Source organism: Bacteroidia bacterium, assembly GCA_027493955.1.
GTDB lineage: Bacteria > Bacteroidota > Ignavibacteria > SZUA-365 > SZUA-365 > JAOSJT01.
Window position 1 is genome coordinate 1097616 of sequence record JAOSJT010000001.1, and the last position, 25231, is coordinate 1122846.

Annotated in this window: 18 protein-coding genes and 1 pseudogene; 7 read left to right on the plus strand and 12 right to left on the minus strand. The window is 55.5% G+C overall.

The window, feature by feature from the left end:
• The first annotated feature begins 43 nt into the window (after positions 1-43).
• On the plus strand, positions 44-817 hold the full coding sequence (locus M5R41_04380; protein MCZ7555624.1) for a DUF4382 domain-containing protein: 774 nt from the start codon (positions 44-46) through the stop codon (positions 815-817).
• Positions 818-918: 101 nt separating this feature from the next.
• On the opposite strand, the pseudogene M5R41_04385 reads toward M5R41_04380, so the two are convergent.
• From M5R41_04385 to M5R41_04415, 7 genes and pseudogenes are all read right to left on the minus strand, one after another.
• A pseudogene (locus M5R41_04385) lies at positions 919-1008 on the minus strand (hypothetical protein).
• Positions 1009-1379: 371 nt separating this feature from the next.
• On the minus strand, positions 1380-2609 hold the full coding sequence (locus M5R41_04390) for an ABC transporter permease (protein MCZ7555625.1): 1230 nt from the start codon (positions 2607-2609) through the stop codon (positions 1380-1382).
• Between the two features lie 4 nt (positions 2610-2613).
• The gene (locus M5R41_04395) at positions 2614-3840 is read right to left on the minus strand and encodes an ABC transporter permease (protein ID MCZ7555626.1); all 1227 of its coding nucleotides are present in this window, start codon (positions 3838-3840) and stop codon (positions 2614-2616) included.
• Positions 3841-3845: 5 nt separating this feature from the next.
• Entirely contained in the window at positions 3846-4550 is a 705-nt protein-coding gene (locus tag M5R41_04400; protein MCZ7555627.1) for an ABC transporter ATP-binding protein, read from the minus strand.
• A gap of 9 nt (positions 4551-4559) precedes the next feature.
• Complete coding sequence (locus tag M5R41_04405) at positions 4560-5861, minus strand: efflux RND transporter periplasmic adaptor subunit (GenBank protein ID MCZ7555628.1); 1302 nt, start codon at positions 5859-5861, stop codon at positions 4560-4562.
• Positions 5862-5882: 21 nt separating this feature from the next.
• Positions 5883-7217: a TolC family protein gene (locus M5R41_04410; protein ID MCZ7555629.1), complete on the minus strand. Its 1335-nt coding sequence runs from the start codon at positions 7215-7217 to the stop codon at positions 5883-5885.
• Between the two features lie 94 nt (positions 7218-7311).
• Entirely contained in the window at positions 7312-8808 is a 1497-nt protein-coding gene (locus tag M5R41_04415) for a CCA tRNA nucleotidyltransferase (GenBank protein ID MCZ7555630.1), read from the minus strand.
• A gap of 313 nt (positions 8809-9121) precedes the next feature.
• On the opposite strand from M5R41_04415, the gene M5R41_04420 reads away from it, so the two are divergent.
• The 5 genes from M5R41_04420 to M5R41_04440 all read left to right on the plus strand — a co-directional run bounded on the left by M5R41_04420 (position 9122) and on the right by M5R41_04440 (position 17009).
• The gene (locus M5R41_04420; protein MCZ7555631.1) at positions 9122-9559 is read left to right on the plus strand and encodes an Hsp20/alpha crystallin family protein; all 438 of its coding nucleotides are present in this window, start codon (positions 9122-9124) and stop codon (positions 9557-9559) included.
• Between the two features lie 30 nt (positions 9560-9589).
• Positions 9590-11506 (plus strand): molecular chaperone DnaK, encoded by a 1917-nt coding sequence (gene dnaK / locus M5R41_04425; protein MCZ7555632.1) that lies wholly within the window; start codon positions 9590-9592, stop codon positions 11504-11506.
• A gap of 917 nt (positions 11507-12423) precedes the next feature.
• Positions 12424-12624 (plus strand): Trm112 family protein, encoded by a 201-nt coding sequence (locus tag M5R41_04430; protein MCZ7555633.1) that lies wholly within the window; start codon positions 12424-12426, stop codon positions 12622-12624.
• Positions 12625-12843: 219 nt separating this feature from the next.
• A complete protein-coding gene (locus tag M5R41_04435) occupies positions 12844-14904 on the plus strand; it encodes a hypothetical protein (protein ID MCZ7555634.1) in 2061 nt (686 codons plus the stop codon).
• Positions 14905-14909: 5 nt separating this feature from the next.
• A complete protein-coding gene (locus M5R41_04440; GenBank protein ID MCZ7555635.1) occupies positions 14910-17009 on the plus strand; it encodes a T9SS type A sorting domain-containing protein in 2100 nt (699 codons plus the stop codon).
• Positions 17010-17089: 80 nt separating this feature from the next.
• On the opposite strand, the gene M5R41_04445 is transcribed toward M5R41_04440, so the two are convergent.
• Genes M5R41_04445 through M5R41_04460 form a run of 4 tightly spaced genes read right to left on the minus strand, consistent with a single transcriptional unit; the run spans position 17090 to position 20596 of the window.
• The gene (locus M5R41_04445) at positions 17090-18010 is read right to left on the minus strand and encodes a transketolase family protein (protein ID MCZ7555636.1); all 921 of its coding nucleotides are present in this window, start codon (positions 18008-18010) and stop codon (positions 17090-17092) included.
• A gap of 6 nt (positions 18011-18016) precedes the next feature.
• The gene (locus M5R41_04450) at positions 18017-18853 is read right to left on the minus strand and encodes a transketolase (GenBank protein MCZ7555637.1); all 837 of its coding nucleotides are present in this window, start codon (positions 18851-18853) and stop codon (positions 18017-18019) included.
• Between the two features lie 40 nt (positions 18854-18893).
• The gene (locus M5R41_04455; GenBank protein MCZ7555638.1) at positions 18894-19235 is read right to left on the minus strand and encodes a hypothetical protein; all 342 of its coding nucleotides are present in this window, start codon (positions 19233-19235) and stop codon (positions 18894-18896) included.
• Entirely contained in the window at positions 19235-20596 is a 1362-nt protein-coding gene (locus tag M5R41_04460; protein MCZ7555639.1) for a DUF1446 domain-containing protein, read from the minus strand. Before M5R41_04460 ends, M5R41_04455 begins: the two co-directional genes overlap by 1 nt.
• Positions 20597-20825: 229 nt before the next feature.
• On the opposite strand from M5R41_04460, the gene M5R41_04465 reads away from it, so the two are divergent.
• Positions 20826-22238 carry an MFS transporter gene (locus M5R41_04465; GenBank protein ID MCZ7555640.1) on the plus strand — a complete coding sequence of 471 codons (1413 nt, stop codon included), beginning with the start codon at positions 20826-20828 and terminating at the stop codon, positions 22236-22238.
• Between the two features lie 216 nt (positions 22239-22454).
• Here M5R41_04465 and M5R41_04470 read toward each other — a convergent pair whose 3' ends face one another.
• Positions 22455-25106: a T9SS type A sorting domain-containing protein gene (locus M5R41_04470; protein ID MCZ7555641.1), complete on the minus strand. Its 2652-nt coding sequence runs from the start codon at positions 25104-25106 to the stop codon at positions 22455-22457.
• Positions 25107-25231 lie beyond the last annotated feature (125 nt).

The following is a 25231-nucleotide window of genomic DNA, read 5'->3' on the forward strand; positions in this document are numbered from 1 at the left end:
CCTTTTACCAATTTGCATGTCCTTTTCACTCATTGAGGTTGTCATGAAAATCCTCCGCGTTCTTTTGCTTCCCCTGCTCGCACTTTCCTTTGTCGCCTGCGACGAGGATAGCACGACACCGTCTACCACCGGCACCTTGAGCGTGCGCTTGACGGATGCACCGGCGGATTACGACGCGGTCCGAATCACCTTTGCCGAAATCGCTGCGCATATTGATGACAAATGGGTTACTGTCAACGGAAACCCTGTAACCGTGAACCTGCTGGAATGGAACAACGGAAAATCCATCGAAATCGGTCGTGCGGAGTTGGGCCCCGGGAAATACACGCAAATCCGCCTCATGGTGACGAAGGCGGAACTCGACGTTGACGGAAAGACCTGGAATCTCGATATCCCCAGCGCCGATCAGACCGGTTTGAAACTCAACGGAAATTTCGATGTTGTCGCGGGCTCCACCTACGAACTGATGCTCGACTTTGATGCGAGTAAATCCATCGTTCGCATGGGACCTCCGAACAATCCGAACGGCTATAAGCTCCAGCCGACGATACGTGTCATCGAGAAAGGTATGAGCGGTTCGGTGGGTGGTAAAGTACAGGATACCCCCGTCACTGCGTTAGCAACGGTCTCACAAAACGGCGCAGATATCACAAGCACGCCCGTGGACGAAATCACCGGCGAGTTCCTTCTCGCTTTCCTCGCTCCAGGGACGTACACCGTGCGCGTGGAAGACGTGAACGGAAAAATCTATACCGCTGCCGATGTGATCGTGGAAGCAGGAAAAAAGACCGATCTTGGGATGGTCCAGCTGCAATAGCTGCGGCTATCAGATTTGGTCGCCGGATGCACTATGTGACGACCGGAATACCAACGAGGGCAGAGTGGAAACACTCTGCCCTCTCCGTTCAGGTATACTCACTTCTCGACGAGATCCATACCGCAGACAGGACAGCTCCCGGCAGCGGTATAGGTTTTCTCGCCCTCGCATTTCATGGGACAATAAAACACGGCAGCAGTCTGAACAGAATCCTGGACGGCACCTGTCTCCGTGGCCTTTTCCGTGTCTTTCGAGCCGCAAGCGGTGAGCGAGAGAAGTGTCGCAAACGCCATGGCGGTGGTGATGCGTATGTATCTCAGCATGAGTATCGTCTCTTCTTGTGATTCGATGAGTGCGACAGCCAAAGTACGAAACTTTGCGCTCAGGGACTACTCAGCACGGAATCTCGCAGGAATACCTCGTCCCTCACCGTGCGTTGCGAAACAGGATAACACGCGGAAGAGGACCGGCGGACGTTACCGCGATGCGGGAATGGTCAACAGTATGGTTGTGGGATACACCGAAACGCAGGGTTGCGCGTTATAGAGCGTCGCACCTGTCGCTACTCATAACGCAAGGCGTCTATGGGATCGAGATTCGAGGCCTTCCACGCAGGATAGGTACCGAAAACGACACCAATCAGGACGCACGCTGCTATACCAAAAGCAATCCAGCCGATCTGTATGATGGGCCGTATGTCCAACGCCAGGGCAAGGGCATTGCCGGCGGCGAGACCGAGGACGATGCCCAGGATCCCACCGAACACGGTGATTACGACCGACTCGGTGAGAAATTGCCGTATGATGATGCGCCTGGTCGCTCCCACGGCCTTGCGTACACCGATTTCGCGCGTGCGTTCCGTCACCGACACAAGCATGATGTTCATGATCCCTATCCCCGCCGCGAGCAGCGCCATCGCCGCGAGCGCAAGAGTGCCGAGACGTACGTACTCCGTTGTTTCATTGAATTGACGAATGACGGACTCATTCGAGAAAATCGCGAAATCATTATCTTCCCCGGGCTTCACACCGCGAATACCCCGCAGGATACCGATGACTTCATCCTGCACGGCTTCGAAACTTTCGCGCGAAGGTGCCTGCACCATGATATGTACGGAACGGTTGCGACCAAACTGCTCGAAAAATGTGGTGATGGGAAGGATGAAGTAGCGATCCTGATTTCCGAATAACCCTCCCCTGCTCTTCAAAATGCCGATCACCTTGTACGGCACGCCTTTGAGCTGCACGGTCTCGCCAACGGGATTGAAGCTCGCGGGAAATATTGCCTTTGCAAGATCGGCGCCGAGAATCACAACCTTGCGCGTCAGATCGAGATCGGACTGTGTGAGCCCGCGGCCGAGGTCCACTTCCCACTGATTTGTCGGAAGTCCACCCGGTGTTTCACCGGCGACGGCGATATTCGGATCTGTTTTCTTATTGCGCCAGGAAACCGGTAAACCAAAAGTCCACACTTCGACCCCGATGGTCTTCGCACCGCGGGTGCGTTCCAGAACGGCTTGACCCTGCTGCCATGTGATGTCCTTGCGGTTTCGGGTTCTGTCCCGCCATCCGGGACCGCCCCCCATGCCACCCTCGTGCTTCTGCACCTGAAACGTATTGGCGCCGAGCTGACTCAAGCCCCCTTCGATACTTTTTTGCAAAGCCCCGAGCGCTGTCATGACACTGATAATGGAGAACACCCCGATGGCGACGCTCAACAGCGTCAGCGCGGAACGCAGGCGATTTCCACGCAGTGTTTGAAACGCGGTCGCTATGCTCTCGCCGATCTGCATGACATCACTCGTAACGCAGGGCGTCCACCGGATCCATGCGCGCTGCCGTCCACGCGGGAATGATGCCGGAGATGAGTCCGACGCCGATGGAAATCGTCAGGGAAAGGACAACCACCCACACGGGCATCTTTGAGGGAAGAACCTCGTCAATGATAAGACTGAGCGGAAAGGACAGAGCGAGACCAATAAGCCCGCCAAGGAGGCACAGTGTGGCGGCTTCCACCAGAAACTGAAATAATATGGATCGTCGTTTGGCGCCAAGCGCCTTTCGTGTGCCGATTTCTCTGGTGCGCTCCTTGACGGACACGAACATGATGTTCATAATGCCTACACCTCCGACCAGCAAGGAAAGTGAGGTAATGAGGAAGCCCACCACACCAATGGTACTCACCACACTGTCGAAAATCTGCTTGAGGAAATCCTGTGTGTTGACACCGAAATCAATTTCTTCGCCGGGCTTGACTCCGCGGATACTCCGGAAGACGCCTATCATTTCTTCTTTCGCATCCTCCTTGTCGACACCGGGAAACATCTTCACATGAATGTCGATGGAGCGGTTGCTGCCGAACATCTTGAGGAAGTTTTCCGCAGGTATGAACGCCTGTGTATCCTTGGAGAAGAAGCTCGTCCCGAGAAATTCACCTTCTTTCTCGAGAACACCGATAATGCGATAACTGAACCCTCCGATTTTGATGGTCTTCCCCAGCGGATCCTCGCGCTCGAAAAGATTTGACGCAACGTCAGCACCGATCACACACACGGGCCGCCCGGCAGCGGCCTCATACTCGTTGAAGAATCGGCCATCGGCCGGAACCACACCGGATGTGAGTTCATACGCCGGTTCGGTACCATTGATGTTGCCCTTGACCGATCTGTTGCGGTATTTCATCGTCTGCTGCCACGTGGATACGACGGGAACCACGGCTTCTGCGATGTGCAGTTGGTCCTTGAGCAACTCGGCTTCGCGGAACGTCACGTCCTTTCGATTGCGGGACTTCCACCACTCGGAACCGAACCAGTCCCATTTACTCAGGTAATACACATCGGCACCAAGCGATGAAATACTCTTGTCCAGCGCCATGCCGAGTCCCTCGATAACCGTGGCCATGAGAGTCACAACCACCACCCCGATAACGATACCAAGGGTGGTGAGTATCGAGCGCATCTTATTGTCGGCTATCGCGCCGAACGCGATACTGATGCCTTCCTTGAATTCGTACAGTCGAAGCATGGCGTTTACGCCTCACGTGTGTAAACCTTAGGATCTGTCACCGGTGTGTCACTGGCGATTTTTCCATCAAAGAGCCGTATGATGCGATGGGCGTGGTCGGCGATGTCCTCCTCGTGCGTAACGAGGATGATGGTATTACCCTGCTGATGCAGGTCGGAAAACAGCTGCATGATCTCGATCCCGGTTTTCGAATCGAGATTGCCGGTGGGCTCGTCCGCGAGAATGATGGACGGATTGTTCACGAGCGCCCGCGCAACGGCAACACGCTGCCGTTGGCCACCGGACAGCTCATTCGGTTTGTGCGTCATACGGTCACCCAGACCGACGGAGCGCAGCGCATCCTCCGCGCGGCGTTTGCGCTCCGCAGCGGGTACACCGGCATAAATGAGCGGAAGCTCCACGTTGTGCAGCGATGTGGATCGGGGCAGGAGGTTGAAGGTCTGAAAGACGAAGCCGATGCGTCGATTGCGGATATTCGCCAGTTCATTGTCATCCATATCCCCGACGTTTTCACCCGCGAATTCATACAAGCCCGCAGTCGGTGTATCCAGGCAACCGATCACATTCATAAGCGTCGATTTGCCCGAACCCGAGGGGCCCATGATGGCGACGTACTCGTTTTCGTGTATATCCACGGACACCCCGGAGAGCGCGTGCACCAGTTCCGCGCCCATGTCATACGTCTTGACGACATTGGTTAAATGTATCAGTGGCATGAGCTACTCCGTTACGGTCGCACCGATCTTACGGACTTTCTTGTTGTCCACGCGCACGCGCATGCTGTCGTTGAGGTCACGGCTGATGGCACGATAACTGCCGGTGATCACCTCTACGCCTTCCTCCAGTCCTTCTCGAATTTCGATGTACGCGTCACTGCTGATACCTGTTTTCACCGGCATCTTTCTGGCAAGGCCTTCCTTGAGGGCAAACACCACCTCCTGCGGCTTGGTTTTCTTCTCCTTGACATCCGTCACGCCCTGAATTTCCACGTCGCCAAGGTCTTCGCGTTCGGCGATGGGTTTCTCCTTCTCCTCTCGCGTGGTCACAGACTGCAGCGGAACGACGATCACATCACGCCGTGTGTCGGTCTCGATACGCGCGGTGGCGGACATGCCGGGTCGAAACTCGACACCGTCATTCTTCATGACAAGTCGCACTTCGAAATTCGTGACCTCTTCCTGTGTTCCAAGGCCCTTTGTCAGTGCGGTATTCGCGATCTGATAGACAGTGGCGGTGAATTCGCGGTCCGGCCAGGCATCAACTTCCACGCGGGCGGTGTCGCCAAGCGAAATGAGAATGACATCGTTCTCGTTCACCTCCACCCGGGCTTCCATAATGGACAGATCGCTCACCGTCATAATTTCCGTTCCCTGCATGAAGCTGGATCCCGAAACGCGTTCGCCAAGCTTGGAAATGAGCTGGGTGACCATTCCATCGATGGGTGAATAAATGCTGGTTTTGTTCAATTCCTCCCGTGCGCGGTTGACGTTTGCCTCGTAGCTCTGTATGTCCGCACGCGCGGCATCAATATTCGCCTTCGAAATTTCATAGGCGCTTTTAATGGATTCGAGCGCGGATTCGGAGATCAGTCCTTTCTTGAACAGCTCCTGCTGTCTGCGATACTCGGCATCCGTCTTTCGGAAATCCGCTTCCGTCTGAATGAGCTGCGAGCGTGCCCGGTTCAGCGCGGCCAGGGCCTGATCCCGTTGCGCGGTGTAGGTGTCCGGTTTGATGCGCACAAGCAACTGGCCCTTTTTCACGACATCACCCTCTTTTACCGGCAGACCGATGATCTCGCCGGATACCTCGGCGTTGATCTTTACCTGCGTCTGCGGCTGGATTTTACCGGTGGCCTCGACCACCTGCGTGATGGTGCGGCGCGATACCTTTTCCGTCTGCACCGTGATGATCTCTTCCTTACCGCTGCCGATGATCACGGCCACGACCACGATGACGAGCAGTGCTCCCAAAATGGAGAAAATGATGATTTTTTTCTTTTTTGATTTCCCGTTGCTGGCCATGAGATTTCCTCGCTGCCTTTGCTAGTATTGAGTACGACCAAGTTGGAATTCCATGCCACGCTGCGCTGTCAGATAATTGAAGCGGGCATTGATGACATCGCTTTCCGCCAGACGGAGTCCCGCTGCGGCGGTGATGAGGTCCAGCAGTGTTCCTGAGCCGAGATTGTATCGTTCGGTAGCGATGCGATGATCCTCACGCGCGGAGATGAGCTTGGTTGCCGCAATCTCCACATTGACGCCGGCGGTTTCCAGATTGTTCATCGCCTTGAGTATCTCGGTGGCAATGGTACGCCGTAACTGATCACGCTGCAAGCCGATTTCGCGTACCGCGATTTCGGAGCGCTGTACGGCGGTCGAGACCTGGAAACCCGCAAAAATAGGGACATCCAGGCTCAGGCCGTAGGAGAAACGGTCGTACACCGTAAAATCCTTCAGTTCGAGATTACTCCAGTTGTACTGCGCGAAGGCGGAAAGCACCGGATAGTGACCGGAGCGGGCGATACTGATGCCTTTCTCGGCGCTGAGTAAACTCAGTTCCCTCTCGCGGTAATCGGCGCGCGCTTTAGCCGCTTCGTCAACGAGCGATGGGAAATCTCCGAGATCGGAGTGCCAGCGCGCGATATCACCAGGCGTAATTTCCTGCTCGCTCTGTGCATCCGCGATGGTGAAATCCATACGCGGTTCGAGACCGAGCAATGCCTGCATGTCCACAAGCGCATTTTGATAGCTATTCCGCGCGTCGAGCAGCGACAGACGGTCCGAACCGACCTGAACCTCCTGTTTGTACACGTCCGCCAGGGGGACCGAACCGACGCGATTCATTTCGCGAATCAACTCGAGCTGCTTGTTACTGCGCTCGACGTTGGCTTCCTGTACGCGCGTCAGCTCACGCAGCCTGAGCGTGTTGAAATACGCTTGCTGAATCATGAAGACCACGGATTGCGTTGTGCGCGTGGCAAAATGTTGAGAGGCCTCGTAATCCAGCAGACTTTTATCCACTGTGTTGAAATTCCGCATGCCATCGAAAATGGTCAGTCCCGCATTCACGCCGTAGCTCCAGGAGTCGCGCGATTCCACCAGTCCGTCTGGACGGATGCGAATCTGGTTCTCATCGGAGCGCACCCAGGTACCCGAGGCATTCACCGAAGGAAGGAATTCGCCATAGGCGGATGTGCGGTACGTAGAAGATGATTCAACCTGATTGCGCGCCCGTTGTACGTCGAGGTTGCGCTTCAGGCCCGTGTCGATGCATTGCTGCAGGGACCATGGGCTTGTCGATTCCTGCTGTTGCGCAGACAGCGCCGGAGCGCACATGCTCAGGAGCAGAAAATACAGACCGACTGAATGTGCTTTCATGGAAACCGGGGATTGTACAAATGAGATGGTAATGTACGAAAGAGATTGCAGAATTCACCGCAAAAGAGAATGACGGATTGACAAAGAAAAAGTTTCATTCACGCAAGTTTTCCGGCAAACCACTGAGCTGACTTTTCCTGGACCGCGGTTTACCGGGATGGGACATGGCGAGCACCTCGTCCTTGATGGATTCGAGATACGCAAGAGCGGCAGTACTGTCGTTGGGGATAATCCCGTCGAGTACGGCATCTTCGATGCGGGTTTTGAGTACACCAACGAGGATACCGGGACGTATGCCGCAGACGCGCATGATGGTTTCACCATCCAGGGGTGGTTGCCAGTTGCGCAGACGGTCTCGTTCCTCCACTTCGCGGATGCGTAGCACGAGTGCATCGTAATTGCGCAAATACTTTTTCACGAGCTTCGGATTTTTCGTGGTGATGTCCGAACGACACAGGTCGAGCAATTCGCCGAGGTGCTCTCCGGCATCCACCACCAAACGCCGTATCGCGGTGTCCGTTACCTCCTCATTGATCAGCGCGATGGGGCGCAAATGAAGCAAGACCATTTTTTTGACGAACGACACCGGTTCGAGCGGTAATTTCATGCGACGAAAAATGGGAAGGACCATACGCGCACCGATTTCGGGATGTCCGTGAAAAGTCCATCCCGTTTCCTCGACAAAGGCCTTGGTCCGCGGTTTGGCGATGTCGTGCAACAGCGCACTGAAGCGGAGCCAGATATCCTCAGTCACACCGCAAAGATTGTCGAGGACTTTCAACGTGTGGTAGAAAACATCTTTATGATGGAAGTTTTTTACACCGTCCGGGTATTCCATGGAACGTTGGTCCACGCCGGCAAGCTGCGACAATTCGGGAAACACATGGCTCAGCAAACCGCATTCCTGCATGGGTGCCAGCCCCACCGACGGCTTCGGCGCGGCTAGTAATTTCAAAAATTCGTCGCGTATCCGCTCCATGGAGACAATCGCGATGCGCTCACGCATATCGCGTATAGCCGCGAGGGCCGGAGACGCTATCGTGAAATCCAGTTGCGCTGCGAAACGGAATGCGCGCATCATGCGCAAGGGATCGTCGGAAAACGTGGCGGAGGGCTCGAGCGGCGTCCTCAGGACGCGCAGCGCAAGATCTTCACGCCCGTGAAAGGGATCGATGAGGCGTCCGTAGTCGTCGGGTAAGAGAGAGGCCGCCATTGCGTTGACCGTGAAATCCCTGCGTCGGAGGTCATCGTCAATGCTCCCTGTGCTTACCACCGGCTTCCGCGAGGTTTCGAGGTATTCTTCTCTCCGGGTTCCGACGAACTCTATTTCCGTGTTATCCACGGCAATGCGCGCGGTACCGAATCGCGCAAATTCCACCACCCGTGAGCTGTGCAGTGCGCTATGCACCGCGTGCGCAAAAGCGATGCCGTCGCCTTCCACGGAGATGTCAATATCCTTGATTTCTTTGCCCAGCAAGATGTCGCGCACCACGCCGCCTACGACGAACGCACGTTCGCCGCGGGAAGCAGCCAGCGCGCCGATGCGTTGCAGCAAGGGATTCAGGAGCTCTATGTGGGTGATTTCAGGCACGTATGGTTCGCGCGGTGCTTGAATGAAAGTTCGTGTTGATCCGGATACTACCGCGCTCTCCTCTCTCACCGAATGAAATCCGGATTTTGTGCATGCGCTTCGTTTTACCAAACATTAAATGTAGGAAAATCTTTTCGCAGAAACAATGCAGTTTTTCGTCTGACGTATTGTCAGAAAACGCTTCTGCCACTTTGTCACCGTGCTGCCATTTTGCGTGGCGAGCGATGCAAAGATGACACAAATGGAGGGAATTTACACTTTGGTACGATACTTGATGAGATTTAACGGAATCATTTCACCAAGGAGGCACATCATGCCGCATTATCGTTTTGACCCGATGAAGGAATTCGAGAATCTTTCGCAGCGCATGCGGAAATTCGCAGATGAGTTTCCCGAAACCTTTTCCCTTGAATTCGGCAAAGGCTTCGAGCCCAAAGTGGACGTGTATCACGATGATGCGAGCATCAGCGTGATAGCGGAGTTGCCGGGAATGGCCAAAAATGAGATTTCCGTCTCCCTGGCCGACGGAGTGCTGACTCTGAAAGGCGAGAAGAAGCTTCCGGTCAGTGGCGAAGGCACAACCATCCTCCGCTCGGAGCGCTCCTTCGGTGAGTTCAAGCGCCTGATCGAACTTCCGGGTGAGGTGGACGCGAACAGCATCAGCGCGCACATGGATGCCGGTGTCTTAAGCATCGTCATCCGGAAAAAAGTGCGCGTGCAGGACAAGGAAATAACGATAGAAATCGGTTAACAGTAATTCAACGCAAGGAGTTTTCACACAATGGGCAAAATTATCGGTATTGACCTGGGAACGACCAATTCGGTTGTCGCTGTGATGGAAGGCAGCACACCGACTGTCATCCCGAACTCGGACGGCGGACGCACTACACCCTCCGTCATCGGTTTCAAAAAAGACGGTGAACGCGTGATCGGCAATGCCGCCAAGCGTCAGGCCGTTACCAATCCGAAGAACACCGTGTATTCCATAAAACGCTTCATGGGCCGGCGCTACGATGAAGTTCTCAACGAAATCTCGGAAGTCCCCTACGAAGTGATTCGCGGCGACAACGACACCGCACGTGTGCGCATTGAAGACCGCGTGTACTCGCCGCCCGAGATCAGCGCCATGGTGTTGCAAGCACTCAAAAAATCCGCCGAAGATTACCTGGGTGAGAAGGTCACCGAAGCGGTGATTACCGTACCCGCGTATTTCAACGATGCACAGCGCCAGGCGACCAAAGACGCGGGTGAAATCGCAGGCCTTACCGTGCGGCGTATCATCAACGAGCCAACGGCGGCCGCGCTGGCGTACGGTCTCGATAAAAAGAACAAGCAGCAGAAAATCGCCGTGTACGATCTCGGCGGCGGCACCTTCGATATCTCCATACTCGAACTCGGCGATGGCGTGTTCGAGGTGAAGTCCACAAACGGCGATACGCATCTCGGCGGCGACGATTTCGATCAGCGACTCATCGATTTTCTGGCGGATGAATTCCAGAAGAATGAGGGCGTTGATCTCCGCAAGGATGCCATGGCCTTGCAGCGTTTGCGCGAAGCGGCGGAGAAGGCGAAAATGGAACTCTCCTCCCAACTGCAGACCGACGTCAATCTCCCCTTCATCACCGCGACGGCGGAAGGCCCGAAGCATCTCAACACGACCATCACGCGTACGAAGTTCGAGCAACTTACCGACGATCTCGTTCGCCGCACCGTCGATCCCTGCAAGGCCGCCTTACAGGATGCCGGACTCACACCGAACGACATCGATGAAGTCATTCTGGTTGGCGGCTCTACGCGCATCCCGCGCGTACAGCAGATTGTCAAAGACCTCTTCGGGAAGGAACCGCACAAGGGCGTGAATCCCGACGAAGTCGTCGGTGTAGGCGCGGCCATTCAGGGTGGCGTACTCGCCGGCGATGTCAGCGACGTGCTGCTGCTGGACGTCACCCCGCTCTCATTAGGCATCGAGACGCTCGGCGGTGTGATGACGACGCTGATTCCGTCGAACACCACCATTCCCACCCGCAAAAGCGAGATTTTCTCCACGGCGGCCGACAGCCAGACCTCGGTGGAAATTCACGTGTTGCAGGGCGAGCGTCCCATGGCTGCGGACAACCGCACACTCGGACGATTCCATCTCGATGGCATTCCCCCTGCGCCGCGCGGCGTTCCGCAGGTGGAGGTGACTTTCGATATCGACGCCAACGGCATTCTCCATGTGGCGGCCAAGGACAAGGCCACGAATAAAGAGCAGAGCATTCGCATCACTTCGTCCAGCGGACTCGATAAGGACGACATCGAGCGCATGCGCCGCGAGGCGCAGGAACACGCGGCCGACGACAAGAAGCGCAAGGAGGAAGTGGATTTGCGCAATCAGGCGGACAGTCTCGTATTCCAGACCCGCAAACAGCTTGAAGACTTCAAGGATCAGCTCGATGCGGACACGAAAGCGAAACTCGAGGATCAGGCCAAGCGACTCGAAGAGGCACTGAAGGCCGGCGTGGCCGCGGACATCAAGTCGACGATGGATGAACTGAACAAGACCTGGAACGAGGCCTCCACGAAGATGTATCAGAATGCGCAGCAGCCCGGTGCCGGTCCCGATCCTGGAGCCGCGAATGCCGGAGATGCAAATACGGGTGGTGGATCCTCCGCCACCGATGCAGACTACGAAGTCGTGGACGACGAGAAAAAGTAATTTCCCTTCCATGAAGATGCGACGGCGCGGAGTTCCCATTGGCTCCGCGCCGTTGCAGTATTACACAGAGAGCAAAGAGCGGAGAGCACGGCCGTGTGGGGGCGCGGCGCGAAGAGCAGAGAGCTGAGAGCAGAGAGCACGGCCGTGTGGGGGCGCTCGCACCGTACAAGTGCCTCAGTTCGGGAGGATGGCGCCTGCCCGCCGAAGCCATTGCACAGCGCTTCGGTATCTCGATACTGTGATTTGGCGCAGGCGGGGAGAGCGAAGAGCGGAGAGCACGGCCGTGTGGGGGCGCTCGCACGGTACAAGTGCCTCGGTTCGGGAGGAGGCAGAGAGCGAAGAGCGGAGAGCATGGCCGTGTGGGGGCGCTCGCACCGTACAAGTGCCTCAGTTCGGGAGAACGCAGAGAGCAAAGAGCGGAGAGCACGGTCGTGTGGGGGCGCTCGCACCGTAGAAGTGGATCAGTTCGGGAGAATAGCGCCTGCCCGCCGAAGCCTTTGCACAGTGCTTCGGCATCTCGATAATGTGATTTGGCGCAGGCGGGAAGAGCGGAGAGCACGGCCGTGTGGAATAGCTCAAATCGTACAAGCCCCTCACTTCGGGAGGAGGCAGAGAGCGAAGAGCGGAGAGCATGGCCGTGCAAGATCGCTCGAATTGCACAAGTGCCTTAGTTTGGGAGGCGGAAGGCGTCGGATGAGCACAAGAGCCAGACAGCGGTTATAGTTCTTTGTGCGGACATCCGTTACGCACGACCGTGCTCTCTGCTCTCTGCTCTCTGCTCTCTGCTCTCTGCTCCGGCCGCACCACCGCCCGTACAGACGCCCGGCCGCGCGTCTCTACCGCACCACCACCACCCGCGTTGCTTTTCGACGCCTTCGCATGTAGATTATCTGCATGTGCAATCATTGGAAACGAACATGATCAGTGAAGATTTGTTGAAGATTCTCGTCTGTCCCATCGGAAAGTCGGAACTGCGGCTGGAGGGCGATACGCTCGTGTGCACGAGCTGTGGTGTCAAGTACCGCATCGAGGACGATATCCCCATTATGCTCATCGAGGAGGCGGAGCTGCCGGAGGGTGTGACGTCAATCGACGATCTGGAGTGCATGAAGAAGTAGGTGCCTGAAGAGAGTACACTCATCTTTTGATTGCTAAGCCAGCGTGAGAACTGACTCCGTTGTCGATGTAGTACCCCGTCAGTGGCGGCGAGGAACAAGGTAGGAATCTGATGACGCCATATGGAGGGACAAAACCTCGGTAATTTATTTTCAGGGGATGGGAATTATTTCGCGTTTCAAGTGTCATCAGTAGTACAAACACTTTTTGCAGGTCGCGATATGTTCCAACGTTGTGTTATCCGGGCATTCGTCCTCTACGCATTCCTATTCCCTTGCCATACGCATGGACAGTCCACTTGGGAGGTGTTCTATCCTTCGGGAAGCGGAGCTTCGCAACTCGTCCGGGATTCTGATTCACTGTTCGCGGTGATCGACGACAATCTCTTCATTTCAGGAGATTGTGGTGAGAACTGGCGGCGGGTGGAGGGATTTCATCCACAGATCTACGCGATGGCGACGGATGACGAGGGACTGTATATCGCAGCCGGAAAAGCAGGATTATTTATTCGGAAGCACGGCGACGAGAAACTTCGGCGATCGGGAATCGACACTCTCGCCTTCTACGGAATCCTCAATCACGCGGACACGCTGTTCCTCAATTCGAGAGACGCTCTGTACACGACCATCGATCGCGGAATACATTTTACCAGAGTCTCTGTAATCGAGAAGTTCCGGCGGTTTCTGTTCTCCGATGGGATCGCGCTGTACGCGGACATCGGGACGAATTATCTTGCCCGCAGTGAAGACGGCGGTGTTACATGGCTGCAATGTTCGGTCACTCTTGATTATGGTCAGCAATTTTTAGCCCATCGTGGCAATCTTTACTGCGGAATTTCGGATGTGAGGGCGTTGCAAAGATCCACCGACCGTGGAGCGACCTGGAAGAAGGTACCTTCCGTACCTGTGGATCCACGTACGGACCGATTTTTCATGAATCTCAAAGGGATTTCCACTCTGACCGCGGACGAAGAAGCGCTGTACATTAATACAGGCCGAGGAATATTTCGGAGTACGGATGAAGGCGGAAGCTGGCAGGCGATATCCGATGCCGACACCCGATTCAAATCCATGTTAAAAACTCCGCACTGTCTTCTTGCCGGCAGCGCGGCCGGAAGTTTCCGTTACATCGAGCAGGCGCGACACTGGCGGCAGCTTCCGTTGTACTGGTTCGACGCGATACCAACGTTACAAGCGGGAGGGCGCTTCATCTGTGACGGAGGCGGACGCTTCTCTCCCGATGAAGGAAGCAGTTGGTGGGCAGACAGCCACTCTTTTCAGCCAGTCGCTTCCAGGCCTGACGGGACTCTCTACAGATCTCAGGAAGCCGGCAGTGATTCGGCCTGGCTCATGATGTCGATTGATAATGGTATGCACTGGGAGATTATCGATTCCTTACCCCGCGGTCGGAGCAGACTTGCCGCAAATGACAGGTATCTGATCGCAGCTCATTTCACAAGCTACCAAACGACGCTGCGTCTCTCCGACGACGGCGGCGGCATCTGGGTGTCCATTCTCGACCATCCCGTTTCGTTGCCGAATGTTACGATGAATGCCTCGAACCACATTCTTCTCAATTCCGGGAATACCTGGCTCTTCTCGCCGGACCTTGGTGTAAGCTGGGATTCGGTGCACAGCTACAGCGTCGATACTATACGCAGAGCGACTCTCACCAGCCATTCATTCTTCATCGAGACGGATAAAGGGATATTCCGCTGGATACGGCCAGGTGAATGGGAGCACGTACTGGTTGATCAATCGATCTCCGATGCGAGGATCGCGGGTGGCTGGCGCCAATATCTTTGTGTTTTAGGACGTGATTCACTGCACCTGTTGAACGAGGAAAGCCGAGTGTGGGCGGCTGTTCCCCTCCCTGATCCATTCAGAGCATCCGGAGAGCGTCCGGCATTCGCCACATCGAATTCATACGTCTTCGTCGCGCAGAAATTCGGAATGGCGTACCGGTTGAAACCTGAAGGAATCACCTCGCTCCATGTGCGTTCCCTTGCAGGGCTTGACAAACTGCCGATAGTAGTGCACATGTCGCCCCATCCGGCTTGCGGGCAGGTTACGATAGCGTTGGACGGTCAGCATGATGCGAGCGTCGAGGTGTCTGTATACGATATGCAGAGCCGCAAGGTCATGGATCTGTATCAGGGTGAGCTTGGCTCCGGATCGCAGACCATCCACGGCGATGTTTCCATGCTCCCGGTTGGTGCTTATGTGCTGCACATCGCCAACGAATCGCGGCGAGTATTTCACCCGTTCATCGTTGCGAGGTGATTATCATGCGAATTATCTGCGGAAAGCGCTTCAGCCTGCTTCGAATGGCCTCCCTGACGGGGATGTTTCTTTTCATGTTCGCGACCGTTTTCGTAGCCAGCCCGGCACACGCCCAGTATCGAACTCTGCTGACGTTTCCGGATCCCGAGGTCAGCAGCATCATTCATTTCAACGATACGTTGTACGGGCTGCCCGGGATGCTCTATTCAACGGACAGAGGCGAACGCTGGTCTCCGTATTCCTGCCGCATCGACTGGGATTTGCATACCTGCCATTCCGCAGCCGGAAATGATTCGCTTTTGTTGATCCTGACATCAAGAGGTTTGTTTTCCAAATCCCGCCGCGAAGGAGTATTCCGATGGATCTCCTCCCGAACGGGTCAGCAACTGCACATGACCGGCAGCATCGTCCATTTCACCGATGTCAGGGAAGACACAACTGTACTCGCATTTTCGACATCCAACGGTCTCGATGCCAGGGCATACGCGCACCCAGGGAAGAATGCGGAAATTCTGTTCTGTGAGGATTCTTCCGTCTGGATACTCGCCGATAACAAAACATTGTATCACAGCACGAATCTCGGCAAATCCTGGACGCCCAAGCTGTCCGGAAACGGGAACTCAGTCAGGGGTCTTGCTCGCTATCGAGACAAGCTCTACTGCATTCCTTCGATATGGCAGGACAGGCTGCTGGTTTCGCCTGACGATGATACATGGACGCCAATGGCCTTGCCGTTTTACACTTCAAATGACACACGGCTTGGGACATTTAACGGACAACTTCATGTCTGGTCTCCAACCCTCGGGATACAGCGATTTGATGAGGCATTGAATCGTTGGATAAAAATTGCGGATGGTGTTCGTGGTATGAATCGATTAACGATGGAGTACGGAGCGTTTTATTCCACCGGAGATGGTTTATTTCTCTATGAGCCATCGCGAAGCGCATGGCGATTGCTCGCCGAGCGCAACCCGTACAGTTCCGATCCCCTGCTCTTCACGACGCAAAGTTCATTTTTCATTTCGGACGACGCAAACAAAGCCATAGTCATGAGGCGGGAGGATAACACATGGTGGAGTATCACCAAACCGAAAAATCTGTATTTCCAGAACCTCGCTGAAATCGATAATGTGCTATACAGTGCCTACGACACGACATTCCTGCATTCTGTCGACGGAGGTATACACTGGTCCCAAGCAGGGAGACTTCCCGTTCGCTGTCGGTTTTTTGGGGCAAGTAATGGAAAATTCGTAATCGTGACAATGGCGAGTTACACCGACACAGCTTTTGTCATGCATTCCGATGATCACGGTACGACCTGGAAGCGTGAAGGCGGCTTCATCGATGATCAGGGTGTCACAGGCATGTTTTTACGTGATAGCCGGCGTCTGATCAGAACCAGACAAAACGGCCCTGTGGATCACTGGTATTACTCCGGCGACGAAGGTGGCAGCTGGATTGAACTTAATAGCACCTTGCAGGCGCCGATCAAGCTCATCGTGCTGACCGAGCAGGCTATCGTAGCACAGACAACGTACGGACTGTGGAAATCGGTGGATCATGGAGCGAGTTGGGAGGGTATTTACATCCCATTTGAGGATTTTTCGCTTCGACTCGCAATCCCCGGTGGTGTATGTCTCACGGTACCTGATGGCTTTGTATTTGTTCACATGGATAATTCCGCTCCACGTTTTCTCCGATTCCCGTTGGAATCCGCTTCCGTGAATCAGCTCGTTTCGAATGGTAAGGAACTCTACTTTTCAGGTTTCAGAAAATTCGTGATCGCACTTGAATTGACGCCTGAAGTTCTTTCGGTTTTGCATTCCCCTGTCCTGACTGATGACGCTTCCTTTACTGCAGGGGGCATCTGGCCCATGCCAGTGAGGGATGGCGGTTCGATACCAGTAACCGCGAAGTATGCAATGGATGTCAGCGTATCAATTATGGACTTCCTGGGACGGGATGTAGTGGATGAATACATCGTTGCGCTACAACCGGGTGAGAATATTCTTGCGCTACCGGGAAAGCGGCTGACCCCAGGAATCTATTTTGTCAGATTGTCGGATGGCGAGACTGTTAGCATCCGTCGATGTATCGTGAAATAGCGGCAGTCGACCACCTACCTTGTGTTTGGAGAAAAAGGCGCCGATGGGCGCCTTTTCCTGTATCCTCACAACATATATGCTCATCGCAGGAAATCCAGCACCTGTCGTTTGATCCCGGCTGTGTCGAGGCCGTAATATTCGTACAGACCAGTGGGAGAACCTGAACGGCCGTAGGTGGTCATGCCGATACGCTTCATGCGCGTGGGCTGCTGCTCGGAGAGGAGTTCCGTCACGGCGCCGCCGAGTCCTCCGACAATGCTGTGATCTTCCACGGTGATGACGCGGCCGGTTTCGCGGGCGGCTCTGACAACCGTTTCCGCGTCCAGTGGCGCTATGGTGTGGATATTGTACACGCGAATGTCGAATCCTTCACCCTTGAGGTCCTCCGCCACCCTGAGCGCGTTGTACACCACGCCACCGGTCGCGAATATCACAGCATCATTTCCGGCCTTGAGCAGATCCGCCTTGCCGAATTCGAAGCGATAGGTTTCGTCATGGATGTCCTCCAAACCCTGTCGGGTTAGTCGGAGAAACGCGGGCTGTTGATGCGTCGCGAGGAAATCCACTGCGGCCCGGGCCTCGCGGTCATCCGCCGGCTGAATGATGGTCATATTCGGCAGCGTACGCATGAGACCGATGTCTTCCAGCGCCATCTGGCTGTACCCGTCCTCGCCGATGGCCACGCCGCAATGCGTGCCGACGATTGTGACGTTGGCTTCGCTGTAGCCGATGGACATACGAATGGCCTCGAAACGGCCGACAACAAAGGTGGAAAAGGAGCAGATGAACGGTTTTTTTCCGCTGAGCGCCATGCCTGCGGCCGCACCGATCATGTTGTGTTCCTGTATGCCCATTTCGTAGAAACGTTCGGGATACTTCGCGGCAAAAAGCTGTGATTGGGTGGACTTGGAAAGATCGGCGTCAAAAACGACGATATCCGGATGCGTGGCTCCGAGCTCCGCGAGCCGCTCGCCAAAAGATACACGGGTTGCTGTTGCCATGGTGCGCTATGCTTCCTTGGTGAGTTGGGCCTGAAGTTCTTCGATGGCGCGCTGAGCGTCCGCGTCGCCGGGCGCCTTGCCGTGCCATTCGGTGGGATGTTCCATGAAGGACACGCCTTTTCCCTTCACGGTGTGCGCTATGATGAAATGCGGCTTGCCATCCAGCCGCTGGGCGTTCGACAGCGCCGTATCTATCTCCTCCACGTCGTGTCCGTCGATTTCCTGCACGTCCCAGTTGAAGGCACGCAGCTTTTCGGCAAGGGGTTCGAGGTTGATGATCTCGTTCGTGGGACCGTCAATCTGCCCTTTGTTGTAGTCCAGAATGACAATGAGATTGTCGAGCTTGTACATCGCCGCGGAAAGCAATGCCTCCCAGATCTGCCCTTCCTGCATTTCGCCATCCCCCACCACGCAATATGTGCGACGGGCACTGCCATCCAGACGCGCCGCCATGGCCATACCCTGGGCGATGCTGAGGCCCTGGCCAAGAGAACCGGTGGGCGCCTCCACGGCGGGCATGGAGACGTTGTGCGGATGTCCCTGAAGGGGACTGTCTATCTGACGCAGGGTGATCAGATCCTCGTGCTTGATCACTCCGGCGCGAGCAAGCACGGCGTAGAGCGCCGGAACCCCGTGACCTTTGGAGAGCACAAGCCGGTTCCTGTCGGGATCAAGGACATTGTCCGCCGTACGGCCAACGTATTTGAGCATGGTGACGGTGAGAATGTCGATCAGCGACAGCGATCCGCCCGGATGGCCGGAGCCGGCGGCGTGCAACATTCGGATGATATCGATTCGCATTTCCTGTGCGTACCGATGCAGAGCGGGGAGCGAAAGATCCATTGAGCGGGGATGGATGTATGGTGAACGAAAAGGATTGAGATCAGTCGTAGAGCAATTCTTCGTCGATGTCGATTTCCATGCGCAGCATGGCGGAGCTGAGAGTCTTGCCCTGCGCGTCGTTTTTCAGCGACACCGTGCCTCCGCCGCCAAGCGTGTTATGGAGGATGAAATTCAGCGCACCGATATTGGGAAGTTCGAAACGCTCGACGGCACCGAAGCAAATACCCTCAAAGTGCCGCTTCACACGATCAACGGTAAGTTCTTTTAACAGAATGGGATAGAAGCGTTCATCGCGAGCAATGACTCCCACGTTTCCGGCATCTCCTTTGTCCCCGGAGCGGGCGTGCGCAATTTCTATGAGACGGATGCGGCGTAGGGACATCAGCGCTCCTCCACGATAACGTTTGGAGTGACAGCGGCTTTCGGAATGAGCGCCGGCCAGTATGCGATAACGTCGCTGGGCTTGGGTCGTCCGCCGGCGAATCCTGTCACCGATGGCGGTCCGGTAAGAATAAGCGGCGCGAGTTCCTGCCCGAAGCGGGCGATATGCTCTTTGTTCTTGCCTCTCACACCGATGCGCAGCAGCACCTCGTTGATCTCGGCGGGCATGGTGGCCAGCGGACCAAGGCAGGAAGAGTGGCCGACGAATTCGCTCAAAATTTCTTCGAATTCAAGCCCGAGATCCGCCAGACGCGTACGTAAAATAGCATCCGCGGCCTGGGCCTTTTCCAGAGCATCCGGCCAGGCGTAGGTTAGCGTTCCCGTGGCGGAGTAGCCGTCGTGATAGGAGGCCGATACTTTATAGAACGGCGTGTACGGCCTGCCTTTGACGTCGAAGACCCGCACCCGATTCTCCCCTTCTTGCCTGAGACGTATGGAGGTGAAATCGGCAATACAGTCCGGGGTGATGTACTCGGTCGGATCGCCGATTTCGTAGAGCAGTTGCTCCTTTACCGTTGCTTCCGACACAAGTCCGCCGGTGTTCTCGTGCTTGGTGATGACGACCGTGCCGTCGGGATGCGCTTCCGCGATGGGAAAACCGATATGCGCGAGATCCGGAACGGATTTCCAGTCACCGAGAAAATTCCCGCCACTGCTCTGTCCGCCGCATTCGAGGATGTGACCGGCGACTGTACCCGCGGCAAGGAGGTCCCAGTCGTTTTCCGTCCATCCGAATTCGTGAATCATCGGCGCAAGAGTAAGGCCAGTGTCGGTGGTCCTGCCCGTGATGATGATTTGGGCGCCCTGACGCAGCGCCTCGACGATGGGCCAGGCACCGAAGTACACATTGGCGGAGACAATGCGATCGCGGATGTCCCGCAGAGGCGCGTCGGTTTCCATGTTGCGCAGTTCGATACCCTGTGCGAGCAGCGCGTCAATGTCGTCGAGGATGTTGTCACCGAGGACCACGCCAATGCGCAGGCCGCGGATACCCGCTTTGTCCGCTTCACGGAATATTGCGTCGCGACATGCAAGAGGATTCACTCCCCCACCATTGGTAATCACCCGGACGTTCTTTTCCATGATATGCGGGAGCATACGACCGATTTGTCCAGGCAAATCGCGTGCGTACCCGAGGGAGGGATCACGCAGCTTCTGTTTCTGCATGATGGACATGGTCACTTCCGCGAGGAAATCCATCATGAGATAGTCGATCGGTCCCCGCGTCACCTGATGATACGGAGCATCGATGAGATCGCCCCAGAAGCCCTGTCCGCTTGCGATTCGGATATGCTGTTTCAATGGATCCTTTGCGCTGGAAAGTGGGAAGCCACGGTTACCGCCATACATTTCGCGTCAATACGCGACAATTATGAATGTACACAATCATGCTTTGAGAAACAAAAAATCGGCGGTTTCCGACGATTTTTCGGGTGCCGTTGTCGTTTGAAGCGTGCAGAATTCGTATCTTGAATTCTGTGCCGCCCCGGCGAGTATCCACTTTTATTCACTATATCGACGTTGTGCGCCTATGACAGACACACACGACAAGCCGCGACTCAAGGATTTTCCGAAAACCTACTGGGTCGTCATTCTGTTCGAGTTTTTCGAACGCGGTTCCTATTACGGGATGATGAGCATACTCTCGGTGTACATGACGGACATCCTTGGATTTTCCAAGGAAGGTGTCGGAGTCATCAAGAGTACGATTCAGCCGCTGCTGTATTTCCTTCCCATTTTCACCGGGGCGATCGGCGACCGCATGGGCTATCGCAAGACGCTTATGGTGGCCTTTACATTGCTGGGAGGCGGCTACTTCCTTACAAGCCAGATGACCACATACAGCGCCGTGTTTTTCGGTCTGGTCATCATGGGTTTCGGCGCCGGGACGTTCAAGCCGGTGATTTCCGGTTCGATCGCAAAAATGACGGACGAGCGTACAAGCACGCTCGGTTTCGGTATTTTTTACTGGACGATCAATCTCGGGGCCTTCCTTTTCCCGCTCATCATCGTCCCGATGCTGAAGGCCATATCCTGGCATTACGTCATCATCGCCTCCGCGATCGGCACGGGCGCTATGCTCATTCCCACCATTTTCCTGTACAAGGAGCCCATCGAGCCGCGCAAGGAGAAGGAATCCTTCGGCACGGTCATTCGGGAAATTCTGGGCAAGCTCTGGATGGTGGTCACGGACTGGCGTTTCATTCTGTTCATTTTTATTTACTCCTGGTTCTGGATTCTGTATTTCCAGATGTTCGACAGTGTACTCTGGTACGTCAAAGCCTTTGTTGACGCTTCACCATTGAACGGCTTCATACAGGGGACCTTCGGCATCAACTGGAGCTTCGATGTGGAGCACGTGACCGTGATCAACGCCGGCACCATCATCCTGTTGCAACTCTTCATATCACGCATCGTGAGCAAAACGAAGGCTTTGCCCACCATGATCACCGGCATCTCTCTCGGCACACTGGGCATGGCCATTCTGGCGATCAACACCAATATCTGGGTTTTCATGGCCGGCATTATCATTTTCTCCATTGGGGAAATGACCGCGCATCCGAAGTTCATCAGCTATCTCGGTCTTATCGCTCCTCCCGACAAGAAAGCGACGTACATGGGCTTCGGCTTCCTTTATGGCGCCTTCGGTTCGCTTATCGGCGGCGTACTCGGTGCGAAGCTGTACGTGTTGTTCATCGATAATCCGATGATCAACTTTGTCCGTTCCGTGGCGGTGGAGAGGGGATTCGGCGATTTCCCGGTCAAAGCGACGATTGATCAGGCCCTGGAGATCGGGGCGCAGCTCGGTCTCACGAAAACCGATATCTCGGCCCACGCCTACACCTCGGAGTTGTGGCTGGTGTTCAGCTGCATCGGCGTCGTCTGTATCGTTGGCTTGCTGCTGTATCAGAAATTCATTGGTGCACGTACGGCAAGTACGTAGAGGAGCGCGGAGCGCACGTCCGTGCGACATGGCCCATGCTGCACAAGCACCCCGATGCGGTAGACCATAATAGACAAAACGAAAGCAGAGTCCGCGGACTCTGCTTTCGTTTTGTAGGTCTCGGTATACCGAATCGAGTTTCTTGTGCGGAGTGAGCAAGGTTTTAGGGACGTGCTCTCAGCTCTCTGTTCCCCGCTCCGCTCTCGCAGTCTCCCTCTACCGCAGCAGCATGAGTTTTCGGGTTTGTTTCTGCCGTCCGGAGACCAGTTCGTAGATATACACGCCGCTGCGGAGATCGTTGACGTTGATGGCGATGCGGTGTTCCCCTGCTTCGCGGGGTTCGTCGAGCAGTGTGCGGACGAGCCGCCCGTCGGTGTCGTAGAGGTTGATACGTGCATGACCGGCATGCGAGAGCGAAAATGGTATCACCGAACTCGGATTGAAGGGATTGGGATAATTCTGTCCGAGCTGCATGACCAAAGGTTTCGGAACTTCCGGTGTATTGACAACAACACTGGTCATCCACATACCACGACCGTGCGTCGCGGCATAGAGAATGTCGTCCTGCGTGATTTTCAGATCGTCTATCACCACATTGGGGAGCCCCGTACCGTAGGGAGTCCAGTTCTCTCCCCCATCCTCACTGATATACACGCCCACGTCGGTGCCAACGAACACAACGTCCGGTCGTTTTTCATAAATCGCAATGCCACCGACTGGGATGGCAGGCAGGCTGGTCGCCTCGCTACCACCTTTCATATGTCTCCACGTGTTCCCTCCATCCGTGGTCTTGTACACCCCGGTGGTGGCGGAAAATGCCGCGGTGCCGACATAGGCAATATCCGGATTCGTCGGATGTACCGCCACCTCACCCAGATACAGCGGCGGCAGCCCGGCATCGATGCGCGTGTACGTCACACTCCCGGCCTGCGCCATGGCGTTGGTTGTTTTCCAGGCACGCGCCGAAAAACCCGTCACCATGTACAGGACGTTCGGATCGGATTTGCAGAAGGCAAGGTCCTGAATCTGTGCGAGCGAACTCGTCGCGTTTGTCAGGTCATCGGAAATCGCCGTCCAGCTCTGCATACCATTGACAGTGCGATACAGTTTGTTTCCCCCCAGGAACAAGGTTTTCGGTTCTGTGGGATGCATGATGAAGGGCGTGACGAAACTGAACATATAATTGCCGCTCGCATCCGTACGCGTCAGACCCGAGATCGCGCCCTCGAACGAGTTCCCTCCGTTCGTGGTGCGCCCCAGATTGCCATACTGCGAAGTGACGTAAAATATTGTCGAGTCGGTATAGTCGAAGGCCACATAGCCCCCGTCTCCCCCCCAGCTCAGCCGCCGCCATCCGCCGGGGCTGTTGGAATTACCGAGATTATTCCGGCGATCCTGCGTTCCCCCGGCGATACGTCTCGTATTGCGTCTGTCGAAATCCATTGCGTAAAACTGCATGCATGCAAGACCGGAGTTCAACTCCTCGCAGATGACACTCGCGGCCAGACAGTCGTTCGTGCGGAACACACCGCCGTCGCTGGACATGGCCATGATTTTCGGATTTTGCGGATGGAAGGAAATGTAATGCATGTCCACCCATGAGCTGTTGGTGGCGCCGTCGCGGTTGGTTATGCGCGAGAAGGAATCACCGGAATTCGTACTGCGCCACCATTCGATTCCTCCAAGAAAGACGACGTTCGGATTCGTCGGATGAATACGGATGTGCAGATTGTAATCGCCCTGCGAGCGCAGCACCTGCCGCATGTTCGCCTGCGTGGACGATGCGAGTTTTTCCCACGTGATGCCGTGATCGGTGGAGCGGAACACCCCGAGGAAATCCTCATTTTCGGTCGGCGCGAATTTCGGAGCTCGCGACATGGCGCACATGATCAGTCCCGGTTGCGACACACTCGCATCGAGCACGACGCGCCCAATGGAATCGGGATTGGGCAGGTTGGTCACGATTTTGTTGAAGGTGAATCGCGTGCCGAGCGAGTCCGAGTAATACAGTCCGTTGCTGCTTCGTCCATTGTAATTACCGAAACCCACGATGACGCGATTGCGCTTATGCGGGTCGATAAGCACATCGCGCGCCGGACCATTCAATACCGCCTGCCAGGATGCGCCGGCATCGGTGCTGCGAAACAGCGCACCCGTGCCGCCGCCAAAGGATGCAGCTGCAAAAATGAGATTCGGATTATCCGGATGCACTTCCACATGGTTGATCGCAAGATCATTGTCACGGACGAGGCCGGGCATGAGGTTTGTCCAGGTCTCTCCCCCGTCAGTGGAGCGATACAGTCCGTCACCATACACCTTATCCCAATTCATCGAACCCTCGCCCGTCCCGATATAGATGATATCGGGATTGACCGGATCGAACGCCATGTGGCCGATGGCCAGTGTCGGGAGGTGATCGCTCATCGCACGCCAGGAGCCGCCGCCGTTGGTGGATTTGAACAGACCGCCGGACGCCGAACCCGCGTACATGATATCCGGATTGGTCGGATGATATTTCACGACACGTACACGTCCGCCGATGGTTGAAGGCCCCACGAACGTCCAGTTCATGCCGAATGCCGACTTGCGCAGTCCGATTTGTACGGATTGCAGTGCAATCGCTTCCTGCAAACCGCGCGAGATACTGCGATCGGCATTCCAGGTCCGTGGCAGGATGTAGTGATCCAGATTCGGGTTGTCGCCCGCCCTTCCTGCGCGTGCATCCGCGCGTCGTTCGGCCTTGAGCGCCTTGTGCTGCGCACGCCAGGACGAGATCAGCTGTCGCTCATCGGTGGGAATCTGATCGAGCACGAGCACGGTAAGTACAGCGGTAGCTGCGAGTATGGAGATGGAGCTACGAAAGTTCATCGCTTTCCTTTTTCATGTCCGCACCCCGTCATGTACATGACAGGGAGCGGTTGATTTCGTATATTCTGCTATCGAGACGTTCGAGTCGTCAATCAGCGGGCGCCAAGCCAGATTGACGCCAATTC